At 61.9% G+C, this 22,158-nt stretch carries 23 protein-coding genes and 1 pseudogene; 18 read left to right on the plus strand and 6 right to left on the minus strand.

Going from position 1 to position 22,158, the window contains the following annotated elements:
• The first annotated feature begins 90 nt into the window (after nucleotides 1-90).
• The 13 genes from AC2444_RS04510 to AC2444_RS04570 all read left to right on the plus strand — a co-directional run bounded on the left by AC2444_RS04510 (nucleotide 91) and on the right by AC2444_RS04570 (nucleotide 11,298).
• Entirely contained in the window at nucleotides 91-921 is an 831-nt protein-coding gene (locus AC2444_RS04510; protein ID WP_012756569.1) for an alpha/beta fold hydrolase, read from the plus strand.
• A 215-nt stretch (nucleotides 922-1,136) separates the two neighbouring features.
• Nucleotides 1,137-2,495, plus strand: a complete 1,359-nt coding sequence (locus AC2444_RS04515) for a tetratricopeptide repeat protein (protein ID WP_012756570.1) — start codon at nucleotides 1,137-1,139, stop codon at nucleotides 2,493-2,495.
• A 197-nt stretch (nucleotides 2,496-2,692) separates the two neighbouring features.
• The gene (locus AC2444_RS04520; protein ID WP_012756571.1) at nucleotides 2,693-3,703 is read left to right on the plus strand and encodes a ligase-associated DNA damage response exonuclease; all 1,011 of its coding nucleotides are present in this window, start codon (nucleotides 2,693-2,695) and stop codon (nucleotides 3,701-3,703) included.
• Nucleotides 3,704-3,965: 262 nt separating this feature from the next.
• Nucleotides 3,966-5,591, plus strand: coding sequence for a cisplatin damage response ATP-dependent DNA ligase (locus AC2444_RS04525; RefSeq protein WP_012756572.1), 1,626 nt, complete (start codon nucleotides 3,966-3,968; stop codon nucleotides 5,589-5,591).
• 112 nt (nucleotides 5,592-5,703) lie between these two features.
• The gene (locus AC2444_RS04530; RefSeq protein WP_012756574.1) at nucleotides 5,704-6,624 is read left to right on the plus strand and encodes an alpha/beta hydrolase family protein; all 921 of its coding nucleotides are present in this window, start codon (nucleotides 5,704-5,706) and stop codon (nucleotides 6,622-6,624) included.
• Nucleotides 6,625-6,670: 46 nt separating this feature from the next.
• Nucleotides 6,671-6,907, plus strand: coding sequence for a hypothetical protein (locus AC2444_RS04535; protein ID WP_026157286.1), 237 nt, complete (start codon nucleotides 6,671-6,673; stop codon nucleotides 6,905-6,907).
• Nucleotides 6,908-6,962: 55 nt separating this feature from the next.
• A complete protein-coding gene (locus AC2444_RS04540; protein ID WP_012756576.1) occupies nucleotides 6,963-7,661 on the plus strand; it encodes a nucleotidyl transferase AbiEii/AbiGii toxin family protein in 699 nt (232 codons plus the stop codon).
• 100 nt (nucleotides 7,662-7,761) lie between these two features.
• A complete protein-coding gene (locus AC2444_RS04545; protein ID WP_012756577.1) occupies nucleotides 7,762-8,568 on the plus strand; it encodes a L,D-transpeptidase in 807 nt (268 codons plus the stop codon).
• A 177-nt stretch (nucleotides 8,569-8,745) separates the two neighbouring features.
• A complete protein-coding gene (locus tag AC2444_RS04550) occupies nucleotides 8,746-9,480 on the plus strand; it encodes a L,D-transpeptidase (protein WP_003557650.1) in 735 nt (244 codons plus the stop codon).
• Between the two features lie 326 nt (nucleotides 9,481-9,806).
• Nucleotides 9,807-10,016, plus strand: coding sequence for a cold-shock protein (locus tag AC2444_RS04555; protein ID WP_003546468.1), 210 nt, complete (start codon nucleotides 9,807-9,809; stop codon nucleotides 10,014-10,016).
• A 251-nt stretch (nucleotides 10,017-10,267) separates the two neighbouring features.
• Complete coding sequence (locus AC2444_RS04560; RefSeq protein ID WP_012756578.1) at nucleotides 10,268-10,552, plus strand: hypothetical protein; 285 nt, start codon at nucleotides 10,268-10,270, stop codon at nucleotides 10,550-10,552.
• Nucleotides 10,553-10,608: 56 nt separating this feature from the next.
• Nucleotides 10,609-10,848, plus strand: coding sequence for a 30S ribosomal protein S21 (gene rpsU, locus AC2444_RS04565; protein WP_003546477.1), 240 nt, complete (start codon nucleotides 10,609-10,611; stop codon nucleotides 10,846-10,848).
• A 225-nt stretch (nucleotides 10,849-11,073) separates the two neighbouring features.
• Complete coding sequence (locus AC2444_RS04570; RefSeq protein ID WP_003546479.1) at nucleotides 11,074-11,298, plus strand: hypothetical protein; 225 nt, start codon at nucleotides 11,074-11,076, stop codon at nucleotides 11,296-11,298.
• Between the two features lie 59 nt (nucleotides 11,299-11,357).
• Here the strand turns inward: AC2444_RS04570 and AC2444_RS04575 are convergent, their stop codons facing one another.
• A complete protein-coding gene (locus AC2444_RS04575; protein WP_017993366.1) occupies nucleotides 11,358-11,843 on the minus strand; it encodes a MarR family winged helix-turn-helix transcriptional regulator in 486 nt (161 codons plus the stop codon).
• Between the two features lie 125 nt (nucleotides 11,844-11,968).
• Here AC2444_RS04575 and AC2444_RS04580 point away from each other — a divergent pair, with 125 nt between their 5' ends.
• Entirely contained in the window at nucleotides 11,969-12,391 is a 423-nt protein-coding gene (locus tag AC2444_RS04580) for an organic hydroperoxide resistance protein (protein ID WP_003546481.1), read from the plus strand.
• Nucleotides 12,392-12,735: 344 nt separating this feature from the next.
• Here the strand turns inward: AC2444_RS04580 and AC2444_RS04585 are convergent, their stop codons facing one another.
• A complete protein-coding gene (locus AC2444_RS04585) occupies nucleotides 12,736-13,182 on the minus strand; it encodes a MarR family winged helix-turn-helix transcriptional regulator (RefSeq protein ID WP_012756580.1) in 447 nt (148 codons plus the stop codon).
• 88 nt (nucleotides 13,183-13,270) lie between these two features.
• Here AC2444_RS04585 and AC2444_RS04590 point away from each other — a divergent pair, with 88 nt between their 5' ends.
• The 3 genes from AC2444_RS04590 (at nucleotide 13,271) to AC2444_RS04600 (ending at nucleotide 15,357) form a co-directional block, all read left to right on the plus strand.
• Nucleotides 13,271-13,999, plus strand: a complete 729-nt coding sequence (locus AC2444_RS04590; RefSeq protein ID WP_012756581.1) for a DUF899 domain-containing protein — start codon at nucleotides 13,271-13,273, stop codon at nucleotides 13,997-13,999.
• 34 nt (nucleotides 14,000-14,033) lie between these two features.
• Entirely contained in the window at nucleotides 14,034-14,498 is a 465-nt protein-coding gene (locus AC2444_RS04595) for a DUF1579 domain-containing protein (RefSeq protein WP_012756582.1), read from the plus strand.
• A gap of 79 nt (nucleotides 14,499-14,577) precedes the next feature.
• Nucleotides 14,578-15,357 carry a VOC family protein gene (locus AC2444_RS04600; RefSeq protein WP_012756583.1) on the plus strand — a complete coding sequence of 260 codons (780 nt, stop codon included), beginning with the start codon at nucleotides 14,578-14,580 and terminating at the stop codon, nucleotides 15,355-15,357.
• Between the two features lie 56 nt (nucleotides 15,358-15,413).
• Here AC2444_RS04600 and AC2444_RS04605 read toward each other — a convergent pair whose 3' ends face one another.
• Entirely contained in the window at nucleotides 15,414-16,031 is a 618-nt protein-coding gene (locus AC2444_RS04605; RefSeq protein WP_012756584.1) for an outer membrane protein, read from the minus strand.
• Nucleotides 16,032-16,197: 166 nt separating this feature from the next.
• A pseudogene (locus AC2444_RS04610) lies at nucleotides 16,198-17,723 on the minus strand (ABC-F family ATP-binding cassette domain-containing protein).
• Between the two features lie 383 nt (nucleotides 17,724-18,106).
• Here AC2444_RS04610 and AC2444_RS04615 point away from each other — a divergent pair.
• Nucleotides 18,107-18,604 (plus strand): metal-dependent hydrolase, encoded by a 498-nt coding sequence (locus AC2444_RS04615; protein WP_128449123.1) that lies wholly within the window; start codon nucleotides 18,107-18,109, stop codon nucleotides 18,602-18,604.
• A 7-nt stretch (nucleotides 18,605-18,611) separates the two neighbouring features.
• Here AC2444_RS04615 and AC2444_RS04620 read toward each other — a convergent pair whose 3' ends face one another.
• Together AC2444_RS04620 and AC2444_RS04625 are read right to left on the minus strand one after the other, a co-directional pair.
• A complete protein-coding gene (locus tag AC2444_RS04620) occupies nucleotides 18,612-20,204 on the minus strand; it encodes an ABC-F family ATP-binding cassette domain-containing protein (RefSeq protein ID WP_012756587.1) in 1,593 nt (530 codons plus the stop codon).
• Between the two features lie 347 nt (nucleotides 20,205-20,551).
• Nucleotides 20,552-22,117: a helicase HerA-like C-terminal domain-containing protein gene (locus AC2444_RS04625; RefSeq protein ID WP_012756588.1), complete on the minus strand. Its 1,566-nt coding sequence runs from the start codon at nucleotides 22,115-22,117 to the stop codon at nucleotides 20,552-20,554.
• Nucleotides 22,118-22,158: the final 41 nt, after the last annotated feature.

Raw genomic sequence — 22,158 nt, forward strand, 5'->3', positions numbered from 1 at the left:
GTTGCATCGCAAGGGCTAGAAAACGATTCTGGTTGTTCTTGGGCTGTTTTCCGGCTTTTCTATGCTGCGGCAACAATGAGTCTGATCACTATGGAAGTTGACGACGACGAACTCATCCATTTCGAAGCGCATGGCGCCGCGCCGTTGCCGCCGGCGGCAGTCGACGGTCATGTCGCGCATGACGGCGCCCGTATCTGGTATGCGAGCTATGGCGCCGGCCCGCCCGTCATTCTGCTGCATGGCGGCCTCGGCCACAGCGGCAACTGGGGCTATCAGGTCCCGGCACTGTTACGCCGTGGCCGCCGCGTCGTGCTTGTCGACAGCCGCGGCCATGGAAGAAGCACCCGAGATTCCCGTCCCTATAGCTATGAGTTGATGGCTGCCGATGTGCTTGCCGTCATGGACGAACTGCATCTCGACAAGGCGGCCATTATCGGCTGGAGCGACGGCGCCTGCATCGCTTTGATCCTCGCCATGACGGCGCCGTCGCGGGTCGAGGGCGTCTTCTTCTTCGCCTGCAACATGGATCCGAGCGGCACGCGGGAATTCGTCCCGACCCCGGTCATCGACCGATGCTTCGGCCGGCACGCCAAGGACTATGGCGCATTGTCCACCACGCCGGATGATTTCAACCCATTCGTCGAGGCGGTCAGCCTGATGATGCGAACGGAGCCGAATTATCAGGCTTCCGACTTGGGCCTGATCCGCGTGCCTGTCGCAATCGTGCTTGGCGAGCACGACGAATTCATCAAGCTCGACCATGCCGAATATCTTGCCCGCAGCATTCCGAACGCTGAGATGATCTATCTGACAGGCGTCAGCCATTTCGCGCCGCTGCAGCGACCGGGTGAGTTTAATGTCGCTGTGGTCAACTTCCTGGATGACATCGGCACACGAAAAAATGAAGACTTGCGGCGTTGAGCCGCGGCAGGGCAATTTCCTAAGAATTCGGTAACTTTTTCGGAACGGCAAACGTAGGGTCCTGTGGGAAGGATTCGTTTTGTCGTTCGCTCACGGAAACCTTCGAGCCGCCGCCCGCTCATGTGATTTCCTATGCATGGGTAGGTTGCGCGGCCGATGGCGTGTGCTCGATCCGCGGCTCCCCCGCATGTCTTGAGAAGGCCCAGGGAGCAGGAATGATCAGTATCGATATTGAAGAGCGAGTTTCGATCGCGCAAAAATCGCTGAGCGACGCTATGAGTTTTCAGGCCTCGGGCGATTTCGAAAGCGCCGAGAAAGCCTATGTCCGAGTCCTCCACAAGGACTATCGCACGATAGATATCCTACCGCTGCTGGCGAGTGTCGTCGCAAAGAGAGGTGATGCAGAAACCGCTCTCTACTACTGGAACAAGCTGCTCGGTCTCAATCCCGGCCATCTCGTCGCCCTGATGGAAAAAGGTGCGCTGCTGCGTCAGCTCGGCCGGTCGGCGGAAGCGGTCGGCTGCTATGAGATGGCACGTGGCCTGTCACCCGAAAATCCTCTCGTGCGGAACAACCTCGCTGTCGCATTGGCCGATTCCGGCCGGCAGCCGGAGGCGCTGGCCGAATTCCGTCATGTTCTGCGGTTGCAGCCGGACAATATCAATGCCTGGCATCAGATAAGACGGATCTCCTCGTTGATCGTGCCCTTCTGGCACATCGCCATGATGAACGACACTCGACGCAACGATGCTTTTGAAGCGGCAATCCGCCGTGCCATAGAGCTGCGCGGAGCGGATGCGCAGATCCTCGATATCGGCGCGGGCAGCGGTCTGCTGTCGATGATGGCGGCGCGCGCTGGCGCCACCAATATCGCGACCTGTGAGAGTGTGCCGGCCATAGCGCAGACGGCGGAGAGGATCATCGCCGCCAATGGTTATCGCGAACAGATCGACATCTTCGAAAAGTCCTCGACCGAACTTTCTGTCGGCAGAGAGATGAAAGCCCGCGCGGACATCCTGATTTCCGAGATTCTTTCGAGCGATCTCCTTGCCGAAGGCGTGCTGAAAACCTTCGAGGACGCCCACGCCCGCCTGGTCCGCGAGGACGCGATCGTCATTCCACGCGCCGCCTCCGCCATCGGCTGCCTGGTTGCCAGCGAAACGCTCTCCAACTATGCCCATGTGGGCGAGGTCTCCGGCTTCGACATGTCGCAGTTCAATGCGCTCGCCCCTTTGCGCCTACCCGTTCACGGCACGATGACCGAGTGGACCAGGCTTTCGGACGATTTCGAGATCGCTGCCGTGGATCTCACCGCCCGCAAACATTCTGCAGCGCTGCGTAAGATATCGGTGCCGGTGCAGGCAAACGGCTCCGCCGTCGGGGTCGTCCAGTGGATGAAGGTCGATCTGATCGAGGGTGTGGTTTTCGATAACCACCCCGACGGCTATCATGATGGAGGTTGGCTCCAGGTTCTTCACACTTTCCCACAGCCGGTCGACGTCCATGCAGGTACCTCACTGGACATGCTGGTTGGCCACGACGGAACGAGCCTGCTGATGACGCCTATCGCCTGAGCAACGGCCTTCTGTCGCAGACACGGAAGGTCAGCATGGCCGTCTTGAGGAAAGGCGGCCATGCTCGTTACTGTCCGAGTGTTTTCGACCAACGTCACGACGAAGACGAGCTTGCGCAGTGGTCGATTCCAGTGCATTCGCCAGTCCCTTCGTCCCGCCCTCTGGCCTCGCGCCCATTTCCCGCTATCTCTCGTTTCATGAGACCTGATGCGCTGCTTTATCCCGCCCCGGAGGGGCTCTATTGCCCGGAAGGCGGCTTTTATGTCGATCCGGTGCGGCCCGTCGAGCAGGCGCTCGTCACTCATGGCCATTCGGATCATGCCCGCCCGGGCCATGTGAACGTGCTTGCCACCCGCCAGACGCTCGACATCATGCGCTTGCGTTACGGCGACGGTTTCTGCGCCAGCGAACAGGCTGCCGCCTTCGGCGAGGAGCTGCTGGTCAACGGCGTCAAGGTGAGCTTTCATCCGGCCGGCCATGTGCTCGGCTCCGCCCAGATCGCCATCGAGAAGAACGGCACCCGGATCGTCGTTTCCGGCGACTACAAGCGCCGCCCCGACCCGACCTGCGCCGCCTATGTGCCGGTTCCCTGCGATGTCTTCATCACCGAGGCGACCTTCGGCCTGCCGGTCTTCCATCATCCCGATCCGATGGAGGAGATCGGCAAGCTCTTGGCATCGCTGCGGCAATTTCCCGAGCGCACCCATCTGGTCGGCGCCTATGCGCTCGGCAAGGCTCAGCGCGTCATCCGGCTGCTGCGCGATGCCGGCTATGCCGAACCGATCTATATCCATGGCGCCATGGAAAAACTCTGCGACTATTACATCGAGCAGGGCATCGATCTCGGCGAGCTGCTGCCGGCGACGATCGAAAGCCGCGACAAGTCCGCCTTCAAGGGGGCGGTCGTCATCGGCCCGTCCTCGGCCTTCGCCGACCGCTGGGCCAGGCGCTTCAACGAGCCGCTGCCGGCCTTCGCCTCCGGCTGGATGATGGTGCGCCAGCGCGCCAAACAGCACGGCGTCGAACTGCCGCTCGTCATCTCCGATCATTGCGACTGGCCGGAACTGACCGAAACGATCCGGGAACTGCACCCGGCCGAGGTCTGGGTGACGCATGGCCGCGAGGAAGCCCTGGTGCGCTGGTGCCAATTGCAGGGCATCAAGGCGAAGCCGCTGCATCTGGTCGGTTATGAGGATGAGGGGGATTGAGCGTGGAGCTTGTCGCTGAAAACCCCGCCCCAACCCCTCCCCACAAGGGGGAGGGGCTTTCGTGCCGCGCCCGCCGCATTTCTCACACCCTCATTCCTGTGCTTGTCACAGGAATCCAGCCACCGCGCGTCGGCGCGGTGAAAGACTCATGCGACGTAAAAGGATCTCCCGCGTCCAAGGACTTGGACGCGCTGGATTCCTGTGACAAGCACGGGAATGAGGGAGTACCCGTTGGGCCTCTTCACGCCAGTGGGAGGCGCCCATGAAAGCCTTCGCCGACCTCCTCGACCGCCTGGTGCTGACCCCCAGCCGCAACGGCAAGCTGAAGCTGCTGACCGACTATTTCCGCGACACGCCGGATCCGGACCGCGGCTACGGCCTTGCCGCCATCGCCGGCACGCTGGAGGTGCGCAACGTCAAGCCCGCCATGCTGCGCGAGCTGGTGCTGGAGCGCATGGACGAGGTGCTGTTTCGCTATTCCTACGACTATGTCGGCGATCTTGCCGAAACCATCTCGCTCGTCTGGGACAATGAGAGGGATATCGACCGCTCGGCCCTTGCTCAGCCGCGTCTCGGCGAGGTCGTCACCGGCATGAATGCGCTCGGCCGCACTGAAGTGCGCAGCTACGTTCGCGATCTTCTCGACCGGCTGGATTCGTCCGGCCGTTTCGCTTTCATCAAGCTTGCCACCGGCGCCATGCGCATCGGCGTTTCCGCCCGCCTTGCCAAGCAGGCGCTGGCCGATCTCGGCGATAAGGACGTCGCCGAGATCGAAACCCTCTGGCATGGCCTGCAGCCGCCCTATGAGACGCTGTTCGAATGGCTGGCGGATGGCGGCGAAAAACCGGTGCTGGCCACACCGGCGATCTTTCACTCCGTCATGCTCGCCAATGCGGTGGAGGAGGGGGATCTGACCAGTCTCGATCCGGTGAACTACGCCGCCGAATGGAAGTGGGACGGTATCCGCGTCCAGCTCTCCCGCTCCGGCGACAGGCGCAAGATCTATTCCCGCTCCGGCGACGACATATCAGGCGCCTTTCCCGATATTCTCGACGCGATCAATTTTTCCGGCGTCGTCGACGGCGAGCTGCTGGTCGGCGGCACCGCGCGCTCCAACAGCCCGACCCGCACCTTCTCCGACCTGCAGCAGCGCCTGAACCGCAAGACGGTGACGGCAAAGATGCTTGGCGATTACCCCGCTTTCATCCGCACCTATGACCTGCTCTTCGATGGCGACGACGATGTCCGCGGCCGCACCTATGTCGATCGCCGCGATCGGCTGACCGAGATCATCGACCGCGCCCCTCATGACCGTTTCGATCTCTCGCCGCTCGTGCCGTTCTCGTCGTGGGAAGAGCTCGATACTCTGCGCGCCGCGCCGCCCGATCCGGTCATCGAAGGCGTGATGATCAAGCGCCGCGACAGTATCTACCAGGCCGGCCGCATGAAGGGCCCCTGGTTCAAGTGGAAGCGCAACCCCTACAACGTCGATGCGGTGCTGATGTATGCCCAGCGCGGCCACGGCAAGCGCTCCAGCTACTATTCCGATTTCACCTTCGGCGTCTGGGCCGATGACGAGGACGGCGAACAGCTGGTGCCCGTCGGCAAGGCCTATTTTGGCTTCACCGATGCCGAGCTCGAGGTGCTCGACAAATTCGTGCGCAACAATACCACCGAGCGTTTCGGCCCGGTGCGCGCCGTGCGCGCCGACAAGGATTTCGGCTTCGTCGTCGAAGTGGCCTTCGAAGGCATCAACCGCTCGACCCGGCACAAATCGGGGGTCGCCATGCGCTTCCCCCGCATCGCCCGCCTTCGCCCCGACAAGCCCTCCTACGAGGCCGACCGGCTGCGCACGCTGATCGCCATGATCGAGGCCAAGCCGGCATGAAGTTGCAAGCCCTGCGCAAAATGACGCAGGGCAATATTTTCAACAGCATGTGTATTGGCGGCAACGATCTTCCGGTGCAGATTCTGCATGCCGGGAAAATGATGGGTGCGTTATGAGCTCGCTTGAACAAAATTCTTTTTTCCATCAACGCCGTGCCGTACTGGCGGGTCTTGCCGGTGCACTTGTCCTGCCGCGCATGGCGGCAGCTTTCGATGTCCCGGACGAGCCGCGCCTTGCCAAGCACGACTACGCCAAGGTCCGCCACCATTTCCGCACCAAGCTGCTGCAGAAGGGCCCGGCGCCCGACAAATACGAACTGCTGAATGCGCCTGCCGATGCCGACAAGATCTTCTACCGCTCCGGTTACGGCGAACTGGAACTGGCGGCCTGGGTCTCGAAATACAAGCGCGAGCGCGCTGCCAAGCCTGCCGTGCTCTTCCTGCACGGCGGCAATGCCATGGGCATCGGCCACTGGCAGCTGATGAAACCCTATATGGATGCCGGTTATGTCGTGATGATGCCGTCGTTGCGCGGCGAAAACGGCCAGATGGGCAATTTCTCCGGCTTCTACGACGAGGTCGACGACGTGCTCGCCGCCACCGAGCGCCTGGCGCATCTGCCGGGTGTCGATCCCGAACGGCTGTTCATCGCCGGCCACAGCATCGGCGGCACGCTGACCATGCTGACGGCGATGACCACTCACAAATTCCGCGCCGCCGCACCGATTTCAGGCAACCCCGATGCCTTCCGCTTCTTCAACCGCTATCCGCAGGATATTCGCTTCGACGACAGCAATAAGCATGAATTCGAGGTGCGTTCGGCCCTGTGTTACGCTCATAGCTTCAAATGTCCGATCCGCGTCGTCCACGGCACGGAGGAGCCGCATTTCAACGACCGCGCCGATCTGCTGGCCCGCCGCGCCCGCGCCGCCGGCGTCCATATCGAGACCGAAACCATCGCCGGCAATCACACCTCGGCGCTGCCGGCCGAGATCGAACAGAGCATCCGCTTCTTCCACGGGGTGGCGGCCTGAATTCCAGCCGCTTCAAATTGAGGGCTATTGGCCCTATATTGTGGGAATGACGACGAACGCAGAGAGCATGCCAGAAAGCATGATTGTGCCGAACGACTTCCCCGAGCTGAAATCGCTCGCCTGGAATCGCGATCCCGCGCGCGCCATGCCTGCCAGCGAGGCCTTCGCGCTTTATGAACGCAACTGGCGTTTCGTCGATACCGGCAGGCTGACCGAGCGGGAGGCGCAACTGATCCGCGAGCTGGCCGCCACCCATGGCAACGGCGTCCTGCTCGTTTCCTGATTTTCCGTTTCTTTATCCTTCGCGTTTAGGCTTGGGCGGAAATCGAGTGGCCACCATGGAATTCAGACGTCCGGAACATCGCACCATCGCCGCGGCTCTTCAGTTGATGGAGGCTGATTTTCTTCTGGCCAACAAGTGTTGGTTTGCCGGCGGAACCGCCATAGTCATGCATCTCGACGAATACCGACTGTCGCTCGATGTCGATTTTCTCTGTGCGGATGGCGAGGGATATCGCGTCTTGCGCATGGCGGCGGTCGAAAGCGGAGTAGGGGCGTTTTTCGCAAAGCCGGTAGCCGCGCTCCGGGATATCAGGACAGATCAGTATGGAATACGCACGGCTCTTACCCTTGAAGGGCAGCCGATTCGCTTTGAAATCGTGCGTGAGGCCCGGATTGCTCTTGAAGGCACCCTCGATCCACAGCTGAACATTCCCATGCTGTCGCTGCCGGATATGTTCGCTGAAAAACTGCTCGCTAATGCTGACCGCTGCCAGGACAGGGCTGTCGCCTACCGTGATGCTATCGATCTCGGCATGCTTCTCACCCGCTACGTGGAAATTCCCGCTGTCGCTGTTCTCAAGGCGACGGAAGCTTATGGGCAAGACATTGAGCGCAAGATCGGCTGGGTCCTCGCCAGACTTGAGGACGAGACTGAATTGAGACATGCCGCAAGCGTTCTGCAGATGGACGGTGACGTTGCCGCACAGGCGATCGCTGCGCTTCGCGGCGAAGCCCGGCGACTCTGGTCGTCTTAGCCCGCAGCTTTCCCACCCCAACGCCAGCCTCGCGCCAGCCGCAGATGCCATCGTCCCGGCAGATATCGCTGTCTTGCCGATCGTTGATAAGGGTGGTTCCATGAATTTTCTGCGCCGGGTCTTCCCACTTGCCGGGCTCGTGATTGCAGTTGCGTCGCTGAGCGGCTGCAACATCCTCATTCCCGATGTCGCCGCCGATTCGCCCGCCCGCTTCGTCCAGGAAACCTCGCCGGTCTTCTATCAGCCGCCCGGCGTCGATCCGCGCCGGGTGCGGCCGATCCCCGATCAGCCGGTGCCGCAGACGCGCGACCTCTACAAGACCCAGTTCCACCAGACCTATGGCCTGCCGGTTACCAATCCCGTGCACATGGCAATGTACGGTCAGCAGCGTGACGAGGATTTCACCCTGCCGGCGATCCCGGTCAGCCGCGTGCAGCCGCAGTTCTTGCGCCAGGAGGTCGATTATCAGACGGCTGAGCGTCCCGGCACCGTGGTCATCGATACCAAGGCGCATTTCCTTTATTTCGTCGAGGGCAACGGCAAGGCGATGCGCTACGGCGTCGGCCTCGGTCGCGACGGTTACGCCTGGTCGGGGCGCGGCGTCATCCAGTGGAAGCAGAAGTGGCCGCGCTGGACGCCGTCGGTCGAAATGGTCTCGCGCCAGCCTGAAGTTCGCCCGTTCGGGGCGGAGAATGGCGGCATGAATCCGGGGCTGATGAACCCGCTCGGCGCCCGCGCCATGTATATCTTCAAGGACGGGCAGGATACACTCTATCGCATCCACGGCACACCTGACTGGCAGTCGGTCGGCAAGGCAACCTCGTCGGGCTGCGTGCGCATGCTGAACCAGGACGTTATCGATCTTTACGACCGCGTTTCGGCCAAGGCCGAGATCGTTGTGATGTAGCGCTGCAACAGCGCTACCCATATCGTCCGCTCCGGGCTGGACACGTCTGCGTGAAGCTATGGTTTATTTGGCGCAAGCCGATAGATCTTTTGATGTTGTTATCGGCATTGGACGAATCACCGGTTTATCCGGACGTCTCGTCCGGCTTCCCGCATCAGAGGAAATCAGTCCCGCGTCATGAGCTTCGATAGACATCTTTCCCGCCGCAGCTTTCTTTCCTTTTCGGCGTTGACCGCAGCCTCCGCGCTCGCCGGCTGCGCCTCCTCAGCCAACACCGTGACATCAGGCGATACGACGATCACCTACCGTTCGCCCATGCGCCTGTTCCAGTCCCCGGGTGCGTCGAGCGTGCCGAGTGGGGCTGAGCTTGCCGTCATGTATGGTCCCATCGAAGACGGCGGCTTTCTCATTCCAGCCGTTCCCTACGAACAGATCGATCCGCGCTATTATCGCCAGCGCGTCGTCGATCCCACCGGTCAGCCTCCCGGCACCATCGTCGTCGATACGCCGTCGCGCTTCCTCTATCTCGTCCAGGGTGACGGCATGGCGATGCGCTACGGCGTCGGCATCGGCCGCGAGGGTTTCGCCTGGCAGGGTTCGGGCGTCATCCAGTGGCGTCAGAGATGGCCGCGCTGGAAGCCGCCGAACGAGATGGTTGCCCGCCAGCCCGAACTCGTCAAATACTCGATCGAGAACGGCGGCATGGAGCCGGGTCTGAAGAACCCGCTCGGCGCCCGCGCGCTTTATATCTTCTCGAATGGAGAGGACACGCTCTACCGCCTGCACGGCAATCCCGACTGGCGCTCGATCGGCAAGGCCGTCTCGTCGGGCTGCGTGCGGCTGATGAACCAGGATATCATCGATCTCTACGACCGCGTGCCGACAAAGGCGCCCATCGTCGTCTGGCAGTAATCGTCACCGAGGCGGCCGCAATCCGGCCGCCTCGGCTTGATCCTTTTCCCGGGCAAGCAGATGCTTTGCCCCAGGCAAGCGAGTGCTTTGCCCCGGGGAAAAAGGGTGCTTTCCGCGGGGGCAAGAGCTTCATTTTGCGCCCGCGAGAGAATTATTTTCCGAAATAGCATTGCTTAATTCGGTAAATATCCTACATGGTGCGTATCGAATTGCTTGCGACCTTTGTCCACGCGCTTGAGCGCTCCGTCAGATATCCTCTCAACATCGATACGGCTTGTCGGGGATTATTCCGCAGGCGAACACAAACGGTTGAAAAGGAGATCGTTATGAATTCAGGCGTCGTCAAGTGGTTCAATGGCACGAAGGGTTTTGGCTTCATTCAGCCCGATGATGGTTCTACGGACGTTTTTGTCCATATCTCAGCGGTTGAACGCGCCGGAATGCGCGAACTCGTTGAAGGTCAGAAGATCCGCTACGATCTCGTCCGCGACAAGAAGTCCGGCAAGAATTCGGCTGACAACCTTCAGGCCGCATGATTTGTCATTCGCCTCTGCTGGCCATGAATATGGCAGCAGGCTGGCCATGTGCTGGCAGCAAGCTGACCACGGATGTACTGGCAGCGAGCTACCGATACCGGCGGCGGGCTGAGTGACTGGAAGAGGTCGGGTACCAGCCCGGCCTTTTTGCTTTGATCGCAGGCTTTTCCGGAATGCCCGGTCGTTCCTGAATGACCCCCGGTCGTTCTGATTGACCGAGTGAGCAGCCGAAGAGTCGAAGGGACGCTGAAATGGGCAGACCAAACTATAAAGTCGGCGACATGATCGTGCTGAAATCGGGCCTCACCCGCACGGCGAAAGCCGATAAGCGGTGCCGGATCTCCAGCATCCTGCCCAACGACCATGGGCATGTGCAATATCGCGTCCAGTTCGACGCAGAGAATTTCGAGCGCCGCATCACTGAGGCGGACATCGATACCGGTGAATCTCCTTCGAGGGCTTCCCCCGAGGCGGCAGCCAAGTCCGACGGCGCCGAGCCCTGGCTGAAGTTTTCGAGCATCAAAATCGGGAAATAGTCCCGCGTTTTTAATTTGGACAGTGCGGCGGCCGCCGCGACAGGAAGGATATCGTTTTGCAGGTACTCGTCAGAGATAACAATGTCGATCAGGCGCTCCGCGTGCTCAAGAAGAAGATGCAGCGGGAAGGCCTGTTCCGGGAAATGAAGGCGCGCAGCGCCTTTGAGAAGCCGTCCGAGAAGCGCGCCCGCGAAAAGGCCGAGGCCATTCGCCGCCAGCGCAAGCTCGCCCGCAAGAAGTTGCAGCGCGAAGGTCTGCTGCCGGCGCCGAAGAAGGTTCTCCGCCCCACCCGCTAATCCCGGCTGTGGCATCACGGCCAACAGTGGCATCACGGGCTCACCGCGGAATCACGGCCAACCGTGAATCATGGTTTCTGCCGTGGAGCCATGGCTTACAGCGCCGCGCGTCTTTTCCAGACGCGCAAAGGAGGCTGTGACACTTGAATTTCAGTATAATTCCTTGAACCGATTTCGATTTGAGGAACTATGCAGCAACGCCGCCATCACCTGGGAAAGGGGCACATGACCGCCACCAAGGGAGAATTCTTCAATCCCGCCAAGCTTTCGTCTCGCGACAAGGCCGAAGCGACCGACCACACGGCGCGCGCGATTATCGCCGCCGAGGCATCGGCCCGTGACAAGAAGACGGAGAAGCTGAAGGCGCTGCGTTTGCAGCAGGAGGCCGAGGCCGAACCTAAGGCGGCGCCTGCCAAGAAGCGCCGGTCGCCGGCTAAGCCGCGGCCCTGATCTCTCGGCGCGCCCCCGCCCGCTCTACCGGGTGTGCCGGCTCTATCGGATGAATGCGTTCAGCCGCCCGTGCCGGCCCGCCCGAGATTGCCCCGCAGCCGATGCAGCATGTCGCGCATCTCGGCCATTTCCTCAAGCGTGCAGCCTGCGGCTTGCCCGATCGCCGTCATGATCGTATCGATCTCCCCCTTCATTGCCTGACCTTGCGGGGTCAGCGACACGATCACCTGCCGTTCGTCGCGCAGGTCGCGGATGCGCTTGAGCAGCCCGCTCTGTTCCAGCCGTTTCAACAGCGGCGATAGCGTGCCGGAATCGAGATCCAGTTGCTCGCCGATCGTCTTCACCGGCAATTCGCCGCGTTCCCACAGCACCAGCATCACCAGATATTGCGGATAGGTCAGGCCGACCTTGTCGAGGATCGGCTTGTAGGCGCGGGTGAAAGCATGCGCTGTCGCGTAGACCGCGAAGCACAACTGCTTTTCCAGCCGCTTCTCCTCTTGCGGTATCTCCATCGTCTTCGTCGTTTGCGCTTTCATATCCATCATCCCTGAGGCGCTGATTGTCCTCTTTTCGAATCCGAAATGCAATTTGCAAAATTCACTTGCGTGCAATTTAATTGTGCGATAATAAAAATCCAACCCGATCGAAGGGCCAATCAAAGGAGATCGTCATGCCTATTCTCTATACGACCAAAGCCTCTGCCACCGGCGGCCGCGCAGGCCGCGCCGTTTCCGAAAACGGCGTTCTGGACGTGACGCTGACAGTTCCCAAGGAACTCGGTGGTGACGGCGCGACCGGCACCAATCCCGAACAGCTTTTCGCTGCCGGCTACTCCGCCTGCTTCCTCGGTGCATTGAAATTTGTCGCGGGCCAGCAGAAGGTCAAGATTCCCGAGGACACGACGGTCTCCGCCAAGGTCGGCATCGGCCCGCGTGAAGATGGCGGCGGCTTCGGCATCGAAGTGGCGCTGACGGTCAACATTCCGGGTCTCGACCGCGAAACCGCTGAAAAGCTCGCAGCCGCAGCCCACATCGTCTGCCCCTACAGCCACGCCATGCGCACCTCGACCGAGGTCCCGGTCACCGTCGCCTGATCGGAGCAATTCCCAGCAAAAGTGTGGGAGCAGCTTCCATCTTCGGCCGGACGCCGTCGCGCTTCAACTCCTGAGACGAACGCAGTAGAGCCCGGCCCAGGAGATCGGTGAGGCCAGCCCCTCATCCGGCTGCCGCCACCTTCTCCCCGTAAACGGGGCGAAGGGGATATGCCGCGACCTCTCCGTTCCTCGCGAAGCTCTCGCGGGGCACGTCCCCTCTCCCCGTTTTTACGGGGAGAGGGCTAGGGTGAGGGGCAGCCATCGGCTTGCTCTATTCGGCCGCTAGCCGTCCGCTGTGACGAGGTCGGCGTTCAGCCCGGCGGCCCGGGCGTTTCTGCCATCATTCATGACAGCGCCTGCAGGTCCTGCCGCAGCCTTGCGGCGCCGCCATCCGGCAGCTTTCCGTCGATCATCGCATGCGTGCTTTCCCAGATCGGCAGCGCTCTCGCCAACACCGCCTTGCCTTCGACGGTGAGGCTCAGCAGCCGGCCGCGCCTGTCCCTCGGGTTCTCCATCACCTTCACCCAGCCCTTGCGCTGCAGCGGCTTCAGCGCCGCCGTCAGCGTCGTCTGGTCCATGGCGAGCAGGGCGGCGACCGGCCCCATTGGCGGTGGTTCCGGCCGGTTCAGCGACATCATCAGCGAAAACTGCCCATTGGTCAGCCCGGCCGGCCTCAGCGCATCGTCGAACAGCCGGGCAAGCGCGCGTGCCGCCCGCTGCACATGCAGGCAGAGGCAGGTGTCGCGCACCAATAGCGTCGTGGAAAAGGGAATCTCGATCGAATTTGACATGCCCCATTTCTATTGATATCAATGTATTTAGTCAAGGAGAAGGAGATGAGCCGGCTTCACCGGCAAGCGCCGGAGGAGGGCGCATTTCATGCAGAATGAAGTTGTGTCCCGCGAAGAGTGGCTCGAAGCCCGCCGTGCCCTGCTGGCCAAGGAGAAGGAGGCGACGCGGCTACGCGACAGCGTCAACGCCGCCCGTCTGGCGCTGCCCTGGGTGAAGGTCGACAAGGATTATGTCTTCGAAACGCCGGAGGGCAGGAGGTCGCTCGCCGATCTCTTCGACGGCCGCAGCCAGTTGCTGATCTACCATTTCATGCTCGGCCCGGATTGGGACGCCGGCTGCACCGGCTGCTCCTTCCTGTCCGATCATGTCGATGGCGCCCTGCCGCATCTGAACCATCACGACGTCACCTGGGTCGCCGTTTCACGCGCGCCGCTCGACAAGATCGCCGCCTATAAACAGCGCATGGGCTGGCAATTTCCCTGGGTCTCTTCCTTCGGCAGCGACTTCAATTTCGATTATCACGTATCTTTTAGCCCGGAGGATCTTGCCAAGGACGAGGTCTTTTACAATTTCACGCCTATGCAGCCGGCTGACGCCAATGACGAACTGCCGGGCCTCAGCGCTTTCTACCACAACGACAGGGGCGAGATCTTCCATACCTATTCGAGTTATGCCCGCGGGCCGGAAGAACTGATCGGCACCCTGATGATCCTCGACCGCGCGCCGAAAGGCCGCAACGAGGACAGCACGATGAATTTCGTGCGCCGCCACGACGAATATGATGAGGCCCCGAAGGCGCCATCCTGCTGTCACTGAAATAGGCCACCATCACTCAAGGGAGAAGAGGACGATGAAGACCGCTGAAGTGCTGAAGGAACATTCCTTCCTGGAAAGACTGATCGGCGACTGGACCGTCACCGCACCCGACATGACGGGAAGCGAGCCCTGGACGGAAACCGTCCGCTCACTGCACGGCATCTGGTTCGTCGCCGAAGGGACCGGCCGCATGCCTGATGGCAAAGAGGCCACCAGCATCCTGACGCTCGGCTACAACGCCGCAAAAGGCAAATACGTCGGCAGCTGGATCGGCAGCATGATGGATTATATGTGGGTCTATGAGGGCGAGCTCGACGCGTCAGGCAGTGTGCTGGACCTCTATACCACAGGTCCCGACTTCAACAGCGAGAGGCTTGCCGATTACCGCGAGCAGATCATCTTCACCGACGCCGATCACCGCACCTTCATCTCCAGCGCCAAGCAGCCTGACGGTTCCTGGAAGCAGTTCATGGAAGCACATTACGCCCGCAAGATCTGACAATCACGGCGCTCAACCTTGAAAAAGGGGTTTCGAAAAAGAGGCCTCGGGAAAAGGGCGTCGAACAAGGGAGAGTATGATGTCCGAGACGCATGGAAAGTTCATCTGGTGCGAGTTGATGACCCCCGACACATCGGCTGCCGCGAAATTCTATAGCTCGGTCGTCGGCTGGACCACCTCCGAAATGAAAATGGAGGGCATGCCCACCTATACGATCTTCGAGGCGAACGGCATCGGCGTCGCCGGCCTGATGGAATTTCCGGCCGAACTCGAGGGTAAGGGCATTCCACCGAACTGGACGGGTTATGTCGATGTCGACGACGTCGACCAGTCGGCCAAGGATTTCGCCGCCAGTGGCGGTTCGGTCCGCCGTCCGCCGGAAGACATCCCGACCATCGGCCGCTTCGCCGTCGTCGCCGATCCACATGGCGCGGTGCTCTGCATCATGACGCCGGCGCCGATGGAGAAGCCCATGCCGGAACTGGCCTTCGACGCACCCGGCAATATCGGCTGGCACGAACTCTATGCCGGCAATGGCGAACAGGCTCTGGCCTTCTATTCCAAGCTGTTCGGCTGGACGAAGGACAGTGAATTCGACATGGGCCCGATGGGCGTCTACTATCTTTTCGCCCATAACGGCAGGCAGACCGGCGGTATGATGACCAAGCCGGAAAACATGCCGATGACGTTCTGGTGCTATTATTTCATCGTGCCCACCCTCGACGCCGCGATCGAACGCGTCACCTCAGGCGGCGGCAAGGTCGTCCACGGCCCGATGGAAGTCCCCGGCGGCAGCTGGATCATCCAGGCCACCGACCCGCAAGGCGCCTTCTTCTGCCTGGTCGCACCGAAGCGGTAGGGTTTGACGCGGCAGCTGCGGCAGGCCCCTCATACGGCTGCCGCCCTGCCTTTCCGTCAGAACTTGTAGCTGGTCCCGAAGAGGACCTTATCCTGCGTAGCGCCGACATCGCCGATGGTCGAGCCGAAGTCCTTGTTGCCGAAATCGGAATGGCGATATTCGCCGCGCACCAGGATATTGTCTGTGACCGCGTGTTCGATGCCACCGCCGGCCGTCCAGCCGATCAGGATGCCGTCCTTCTTTCCGGCAGCGGAAATGTCGACCTTGCCGCCGCCGGCCGCCACGCCTGCCGTTGCAAAGAACAGGGTTCGATCCCAAGCATAACCGACCCGAGCTCGGCCCGAGGCATCCCATTCGAGGTTCGCATTGTCATTTTTCTCGAAGTTGTAGTTAAAGTCGTTCTCGATGCCGTAGACGATATTTCCGGATTGGAAATTATAGCCGGCATGCAGGCCTGACGTGCCGCTGTCGATATCCTGATCCGAGCCGAGGATCTTTGCCTGGCTCCAGGAATATCCGCCCTGGGCGCCGAGATAGAAGCCCGACCAGTCATAGGCTGAAGATACCTCTCCGGCTGACGGCGCCGGCGGCGTTTCATAGGTGAGATCGGCGGCAACGGCCGGAACGGCAACCGAAAGCGCCAGGACGGCGCAGGCGACTAATCTGATATGCATGGAGATGCCTCGTGTTCATGGGAAGAAAAGCCGAGAGGGCGATTGCGACACCGCCCGGCTCTCAAGAAACCATGCCCCGCGCCGACGTTGCGGAGTGTCTTTTAACATTGAGATTTGTTGCGAACCCTCGCGAAGGATGGGGCGGCGCGGCACGCCGCGCCACCCATCACACGCCTGATTCCAACGAAGCAAAGAACCCCTCCGGGCTTTCGACTTCCACCAGCCGCTTCTTCTCGATCAGCCAGAACCGGTTTCCCACCGCCCGCACGAAACTGCGGTCATGCGAGACCAGCAGGCAGCTCGCCTCGTGCGCCATCAACTCGCCCTCCAGCGCCTCCTGTCCCTCGATGTCGAGATGGTTGGTCGGCTCGTCGAGCAGGTAGAAATTCGGTTCCGCAAGCAGCAGCACCAGCATGCCGAGCCGTGCCTTCTGGCCGCCGGACAACTGGCCGATCGGTTTTGCCTGCATGTCGATCGTCATGCCGGCGCCAGCCAGCAAGCCCCGCGCCCGCTGGTCGCCGACATCGAAGCGGCGGATGATTGTGCCGATCGGCGTATCGGTGTCGGCAAGATCGGCAAGCGCCTGGTCGCCATAGCCGAGCACGAGCGAAGGCGTCGCCTTGACGCGTCCCGCGCCGTATCCGGTCTTTCGATCGCCTGCTTCAGCATCGACACCAGCCGCGACTTGCCGGCGCCGTTGAGGCCGAGCAGCACGATGCGGTCACCCTGGCAGATGAATTGTCGGCCGGTTTTGAACAGCAGCGTTCCATCCGGCGTCGTCACAGCCGCATCCTCCAGCGTCACCAGCACCTTGGCATGCGTGCCGCGATTGGCAAGCCGGATGGCGCCGGCCGAGCGCTCCAGATGCGCCGGTTTTGCCGCATCCTCCAGCTTCTCCGCCCGCTGCTTGAGCTGTTTCGTCTTGACGACGAGCAGATCGCTGCCGGAGTTGATGCCGATATTGTTGAGCTTGGCCGCCTGCTTGCGCAGTTGCTCCGCCACTTTCATGTCGCGCTCGTAGCGCCGGGCTTCGGAAGCGTCGGCCTCGTCGAGGGCGGCGCGCGCCCTTGTATAGGGCAGGGCGAAGATCGGCGATTGCTCCGGCCGCAGGAACAGCGTCCGGTTGGTCGTCGCATCGAGGAAGGCGCGATCGTGGCTGGACAGGACAACCGGCACGTCGCGCGGCAGCGCATTCAGCCAGCTCTCCAGCTGCGCGATCTTTTCGAGGTCGAGATGGTTGGTCGGCTCGTCGAGCAGAAGCACGTCGGGTTCGCTCACCCAGGTGCGGGCAAGCATGGCAAGCCGCTGCCAGCCGCCGCTCAACTGCTTCAGCGGCCGGCCGCGCATGACCTCCGGCACCTCGAGCGATTCCAGCACCACGTCGACCCGCCAGCTTTCGCTTTCGGCCTGATCGGCCGGCAGCGCCTGCAGCACCGCATCGTAGAACGGCGTGTCGAAAAGGGCAGGCGGCACATTCTGCGCGACATGGCCGACGGTCAGCCCGCGCGCTTTGGTGATCTCGCCCTCGCTTGGCTCCAGCGCGCCGGTGATGCAGGCAAGCAGCGTCGATTTCCCCCGCCCGTTGGCGGCGACGAGACCAATGCGGTCGCCGCCATTGACGACGAGATTGAGCTTGGAAAACAACGGACTGCCCAGCGTCACGCCGAGATTGCGGATATTGATGAGTGTCATGATCGTTCTCTGGTCTTGACCGGGTATCAAGCGCGCTCCGGGGCGTTCAGCCATCACGGGATTGCGCGGTTCGAGCCCGGGAAATGAGAGGAATGCGCGCTGTCATCTACGGCGTCGCATTGGCCACGAAGGGCAGACCAGGAAGAGATGTCGAGAAACGGTCTCTGGTCAGCCCTGCAAACGCATTTGCAGGGCGTTGACGGGACCACGCTGGCGATTAAACCGAAAATAATACTGCATTGCGTGATCCTCCTTTCTCAAAAGCTTGAGCGATCCAAATAACATTGCCCGCAAGAAGAGGCAAGGGAGCCGGACGTGCGCCGATTTCCAGCCACAAACCGTGCATAGAGGATTCCTCGGGGCCGACCGGGAGAACAAGACGCATGCTCATTGCCCATTTGCCGGCAGGCTACATTCTGGCGAGCGCCGCGCGGCAGCGATCCGCTGCGCCCGGCATCATGACCGCGGCATTGGTCGGTAGCGTGCTTCCGGATTTCGACATGGTCTATTTCTTTCTGACCGGCGGCAAGGTCCATCATCACGGCTATGTCTCGCACTGGCCGCTGTTCTGGCTTGCTCTCGCCGTCGTGGCTCTGCCGGTGATCGGACGGCTGGCGTCGCGCTGGTTTCCCGCGGCCGCCGTCTTTTTCGCAGCCGTCGTGCTCCACATGATCATGGATACCGTCGCCGCGCCGATCCTCTGGCTCGCGCCATTCGATTGGTCGAAATTCGAGCTGACGACGGTGCCGGCGACCTACAGCAATTGGGTCGTGAGTTTCATGTTGCATTGGACCTTCGCTCTTGAACTCCTGATCTGCGTAACCGCGTTGATCGTCGCCGTCTGCCGGAGCCGTCGCGTCGGAGGCCGGCAGCAGGCATGAGCCGGAATTATCCCGGGTCGGCGGGCGACAGTTCCAACCGCCGCGTGATCCCAATGCTCTGAAGGAACGTTTCGTCGTGGCTGACGACGAGCAGCGCGCCGTCATAGGCGCGCAGTCCGGCCTCGACCGCTGATATTGAGTCGATGTCGAGATGGTTGGTCGGCTCGTCGAGGATCAACAGCGGCGGCGGTGCCGAGCCGAGCACGCAGGCAAGGCCCGCCCGCAGCAATTGCCCGCCGCTGAGCGTCGATACGGTCTGCAGCGCCGCATCCGCCCGGAACATGAAGCGGGCAAGCGCAGCCCGGCAGGTATTTTCATCGGAAAGCGGATTGATCCGGCGGAAATTGTCGCGGATCGAGATCGACGGATCGAGCAGGCTGACCTTCTGATCAAGCATCGAGAGGTCGGTCATGACGTTGACCGTGCCGGCCCAGGGTTTCAACTCGCCGGTAATAAGCGCCAGCAACGTCGTCTTGCCCGAGCCATTGCGGCCGGTGACGGCGATACGCTCCGGTCCCGTCACATCGAAGGAAAGATTGCGGATGACGGGATCGCCTGGCAGATAGCCCGATGTCACGCCATCCATTTTCAGGACGGTCTTGCTGGTCGGCAGCCCGGTTGGCGGCAGGGTGACCGACAAGGGCTGCAGGATCTCGATCTTCTCGCGCGCCGCCCTTGCCTCGTCCAGTGCCTGGGCGCGCCGACGGTCGGCGAGGCGGGCATTGTTGCCACCCGTCGTTTCGCTCCGCTCCTTCATACCGCCGAGCACGATGCGCGGAATGCCGCCCTTGGCGGCCGTCTTCCGCCCGGTGCTGTCCCTCTGCGCCTGACGCTCCACCGTCGCCTGCGCCTTCCTGGCAACCTCGGCGATGCGTTTTTCGGCGTCAGTGAGATCATGCCGTGCCGCCGCGAGCTCGAGCGCCTTGCGTTCGCGATAATGGCTCCAGTTTCCGCCGTAGCGCGTGGCAGAGAGCGACGTCAATTCGACGATCGCATCGACACTTTCGAGCAGTTCGCGGTCATGGCTGACGATGACGGCGCCGGCCCGCCAGCCTGACATCAGCGCGATCACCGCCTCGCGGCCCTCGCGATCGAGATTGTTGGTCGGTTCGTCGAGCAGCAGAAAGTCCGGTTCGGTGAAAACAAGCGCCGCAAGCCCGGCACGGGTGCGCTGCCCGCCTGAGAGCACAGCAAGCGGCGTCTCCGGCAGTGCGTCGAGCCCCGTCCGATTGAGCGCTGCGGCAATGCGCGCCTCTAGCCTCCAGTCCGCGGATGCCAGCTCGTCGGCCGTTGCCTCGCCGGCTTCCGCATGGCGAAGAATAGCGAGGGCGTCGGTCACGCCGAAGAGATCGGCAACCGTTTCGTCAGACGTCACCTGAACGCTCTGCCGTAGCACGCCGAGACTGCCGCTGACCGATACCGTCCCGGAATGCGGCTGGAGTTCACCGGAGACGAGCTTGAGCAGCGTCGTCTTGCCGACGCCATTGCGCCCGACCAGACCGGTACGCTCAGCCCCGAAACTCAGGTCGAGATTGGAAAAAAGCGGCCGCCCGTCAGGCGCGGACCACGAAATTTGGGAGAGGGTGATGGATGCAGGCATGGATATGGTTTTCCCCGTTGGCAAGGCGAACTGGCGTTGCGATCGGGTTGAAATCCATTGCGGCACACATCCTGTTGAAATGGTCGATGGCAGGTAATTTAGGGAATAAATGCTGCGGGTTCAAGAAGGGGAACGATCAGAGAAGGCGTGCGAAGTTGCCCCTCACCCTAACCCTCTCCCCGTAAGCGGGGCGAGGGGACGTGCCCTACGAGAGGGGAGGAACGGAGAGGTTGCGGCTATTCCGCTTCGCCCCGCGAGCGGGGGTCCGAAGGACGGGGCGAGACCTGTGGCTCGACCCCGGTCGGTGCCGGCAGGCGGATGAGGGGCTTTTATAGCTCGCCGCAACCCTACCGCTTCAAGCTCCCCAAGATCCCGCGCACCAGCGCCCGGCCGACTTGTGTTGCCACCGTGCGGGCCACGCTCTTCATTGCCGCTTCCACCACCGTTTCGCGCTGATAGCTGGACGTCCGGCCGCGCGATTGGCCGCGGCCCTGGTTGTCGTCGTCATTGCCGCCGCCGAAGCCCGGCAGGTTCCAGCCGGAGGTTGTGCCGCCCTGTTGCTGAGGCGCTTCTTCCTGCGCCCGTTTGGCGGCTTCGGCATCGGCTGCCTTCTTCGCCCGTGCGGCCAGCAGTTCGAAGGCGGATTCGCGGTCGATATCCTCGTCATAGACGCCGAGAACCGGGCTCCTGTCCATGATCTGACGGCGCTCGTCATCGGTCACCGGGCCGACGCGACCGGAGGGTGGGCGGATCAGCGTGCGCTCGACGATCGAAGGCGCGCCCTTGGCCTCCAGCGTCGAGACCAGCGCCTCGCCGGTGCCGAGATTGGTGATGACGGTGGCGCAATCGAAGGCCGGATTGGCGCGGAATGTATCGGCCGCCGTCCGCACCGCCTTCTGCTCGCGCGGCGAATAGGCGCGAAGCGCGTGCTGCGCCCGGTTGCCGAGCTGGGCGAGCACCGTTTCCGGCACGTCGAGCGGGTTCTGCGTCACGAAATAGACGCCGACGCCCTTGGAACGGATCAGCCGCACCACCTGCTCGACACGTTCGGTCAGCACCTTCGGCGCATCGTTGAAGAGCAGGTGCGCCTCGTCGAAGAAGAAGACGAGCTTCGGCTTGTCGGGGTCGCCCACCTCGGGCAGTTCCTCGAAGAGTTCGGAAAGCAGCCAGAGCAGGAAAGTGGCGTAAAGCCGCGGGTTCATCATCAGCTTGTCGGCGGCCAGCACCGAGATCTGGCCGTAGCCGTTGTTGCTGGTGCGCATGATGTCGGAAATCTTCAGCGCCGGTTCGCCGAAGAAGTGCTCCGCACCCTGCTGTTCGAGAACGAGCAGCGCCCGCTGGATCGAGCCGACCGAGGCCTTGGAGATCAGGCCGTACTGGTTGGAAAGTTGGCTGGCGTTCTCGCCCATATAGTTGAGCAGCGAGCTGAAATCCTTGAGGTCGAGCAGCGGCAGCCCGCCCTGGTCGGCGATCTTGAAGGCAATGTTGATGACGCCTTCCTGCGGTTCGGAGGCATCCATCAGACGGGCGAGCAGCAGCGGTCCCATCTCGGCGATGGTGGTGCGCACCCGGTGGCCCTTCTCGCCGAACAGATCCCAGAAAATCACCGGAAACTGGTCGAATTCATAGTCGGTGAAACCGATCTGCTCGGCGCGCTTCGTCAGGAAATCCTTCGGCTCGCCCTTGGCGGCGATGCCGGAAAGATCGCCCTTGATATCGGCCGCAAATACCGGAACGCCGGCCCGCGAGAAGCCTTCGGCCAGCACCTGCAGTGTCACCGTCTTGCCGGTACCGGTGGCGCCGGTGACGAGGCCGTGACGGTTGCCGAATTTCAGGTCGAGATATTCTGGCTTGTTGATGCTGTCATCGGGATTGCGGCTCGCGCCGATGAAAATCTTGCCATCCTCGATCATTCGGAATGCTCCCTTGGGGCTCTGCCGCCATTTGTATGAGA

It is taken from the genome of Rhizobium sp. WSM1328, from assembly GCF_057653715.1.

What these genes read in the sequence shown, in the direction of transcription:
- AC2444_RS04605 (WP_012756584.1), bottom strand. Translation starts at nt 16,031, where the DNA reads ATGCATATCAGATTAGTCGCCTGCGCCGTCCTGGCGCTTTCGGTTGCC.
- AC2444_RS04530 (WP_012756574.1), top strand. Translation starts at nt 5,704, where the DNA reads ATGAGCTCGCTTGAACAAAATTCTTTTTTCCATCAACGCCGTGCCGTA.
- AC2444_RS04545 (WP_012756577.1), top strand. Translation starts at nt 7,762, where the DNA reads ATGAATTTTCTGCGCCGGGTCTTCCCACTTGCCGGGCTCGTGATTGCA.
- AC2444_RS04525 (WP_012756572.1), top strand. Translation starts at nt 3,966, where the DNA reads ATGAAAGCCTTCGCCGACCTCCTCGACCGCCTGGTGCTGACCCCCAGC.
- AC2444_RS04625 (WP_012756588.1), bottom strand. Translation starts at nt 22,117, where the DNA reads ATGATCGAGGATGGCAAGATTTTCATCGGCGCGAGCCGCAATCCCGAT.
- AC2444_RS04560 (WP_012756578.1), top strand. Translation starts at nt 10,268, where the DNA reads ATGGGCAGACCAAACTATAAAGTCGGCGACATGATCGTGCTGAAATCG.
- AC2444_RS04595 (WP_012756582.1), top strand. Translation starts at nt 14,034, where the DNA reads ATGAAGACCGCTGAAGTGCTGAAGGAACATTCCTTCCTGGAAAGACTG.
- AC2444_RS04535 (WP_026157286.1), top strand. Translation starts at nt 6,671, where the DNA reads ATGACGACGAACGCAGAGAGCATGCCAGAAAGCATGATTGTGCCGAAC.
- AC2444_RS04600 (WP_012756583.1), top strand. Translation starts at nt 14,578, where the DNA reads ATGTCCGAGACGCATGGAAAGTTCATCTGGTGCGAGTTGATGACCCCC.
- AC2444_RS04590 (WP_012756581.1), top strand. Translation starts at nt 13,271, where the DNA reads ATGCAGAATGAAGTTGTGTCCCGCGAAGAGTGGCTCGAAGCCCGCCGT.
- AC2444_RS04515 (WP_012756570.1), top strand. Translation starts at nt 1,137, where the DNA reads ATGATCAGTATCGATATTGAAGAGCGAGTTTCGATCGCGCAAAAATCG.
- AC2444_RS04615 (WP_128449123.1), top strand. Translation starts at nt 18,107, where the DNA reads ATGCTCATTGCCCATTTGCCGGCAGGCTACATTCTGGCGAGCGCCGCG.
- AC2444_RS04575 (WP_017993366.1), bottom strand. Translation starts at nt 11,843, where the DNA reads ATGATGGATATGAAAGCGCAAACGACGAAGACGATGGAGATACCGCAA.
- AC2444_RS04540 (WP_012756576.1), top strand. Translation starts at nt 6,963, where the DNA reads ATGGAATTCAGACGTCCGGAACATCGCACCATCGCCGCGGCTCTTCAG.
- AC2444_RS04570 (WP_003546479.1), top strand. Translation starts at nt 11,074, where the DNA reads ATGACCGCCACCAAGGGAGAATTCTTCAATCCCGCCAAGCTTTCGTCT.
- AC2444_RS04520 (WP_012756571.1), top strand. Translation starts at nt 2,693, where the DNA reads ATGAGACCTGATGCGCTGCTTTATCCCGCCCCGGAGGGGCTCTATTGC.
- AC2444_RS04555 (WP_003546468.1), top strand. Translation starts at nt 9,807, where the DNA reads ATGAATTCAGGCGTCGTCAAGTGGTTCAATGGCACGAAGGGTTTTGGC.
- AC2444_RS04550 (WP_003557650.1), top strand. Translation starts at nt 8,746, where the DNA reads ATGAGCTTCGATAGACATCTTTCCCGCCGCAGCTTTCTTTCCTTTTCG.
- AC2444_RS04620 (WP_012756587.1), bottom strand. Translation starts at nt 20,204, where the DNA reads ATGCCTGCATCCATCACCCTCTCCCAAATTTCGTGGTCCGCGCCTGAC.
- AC2444_RS04510 (WP_012756569.1), top strand. Translation starts at nt 91, where the DNA reads ATGGAAGTTGACGACGACGAACTCATCCATTTCGAAGCGCATGGCGCC.
- AC2444_RS04585 (WP_012756580.1), bottom strand. Translation starts at nt 13,182, where the DNA reads ATGTCAAATTCGATCGAGATTCCCTTTTCCACGACGCTATTGGTGCGC.
- AC2444_RS04580 (WP_003546481.1), top strand. Translation starts at nt 11,969, where the DNA reads ATGCCTATTCTCTATACGACCAAAGCCTCTGCCACCGGCGGCCGCGCA.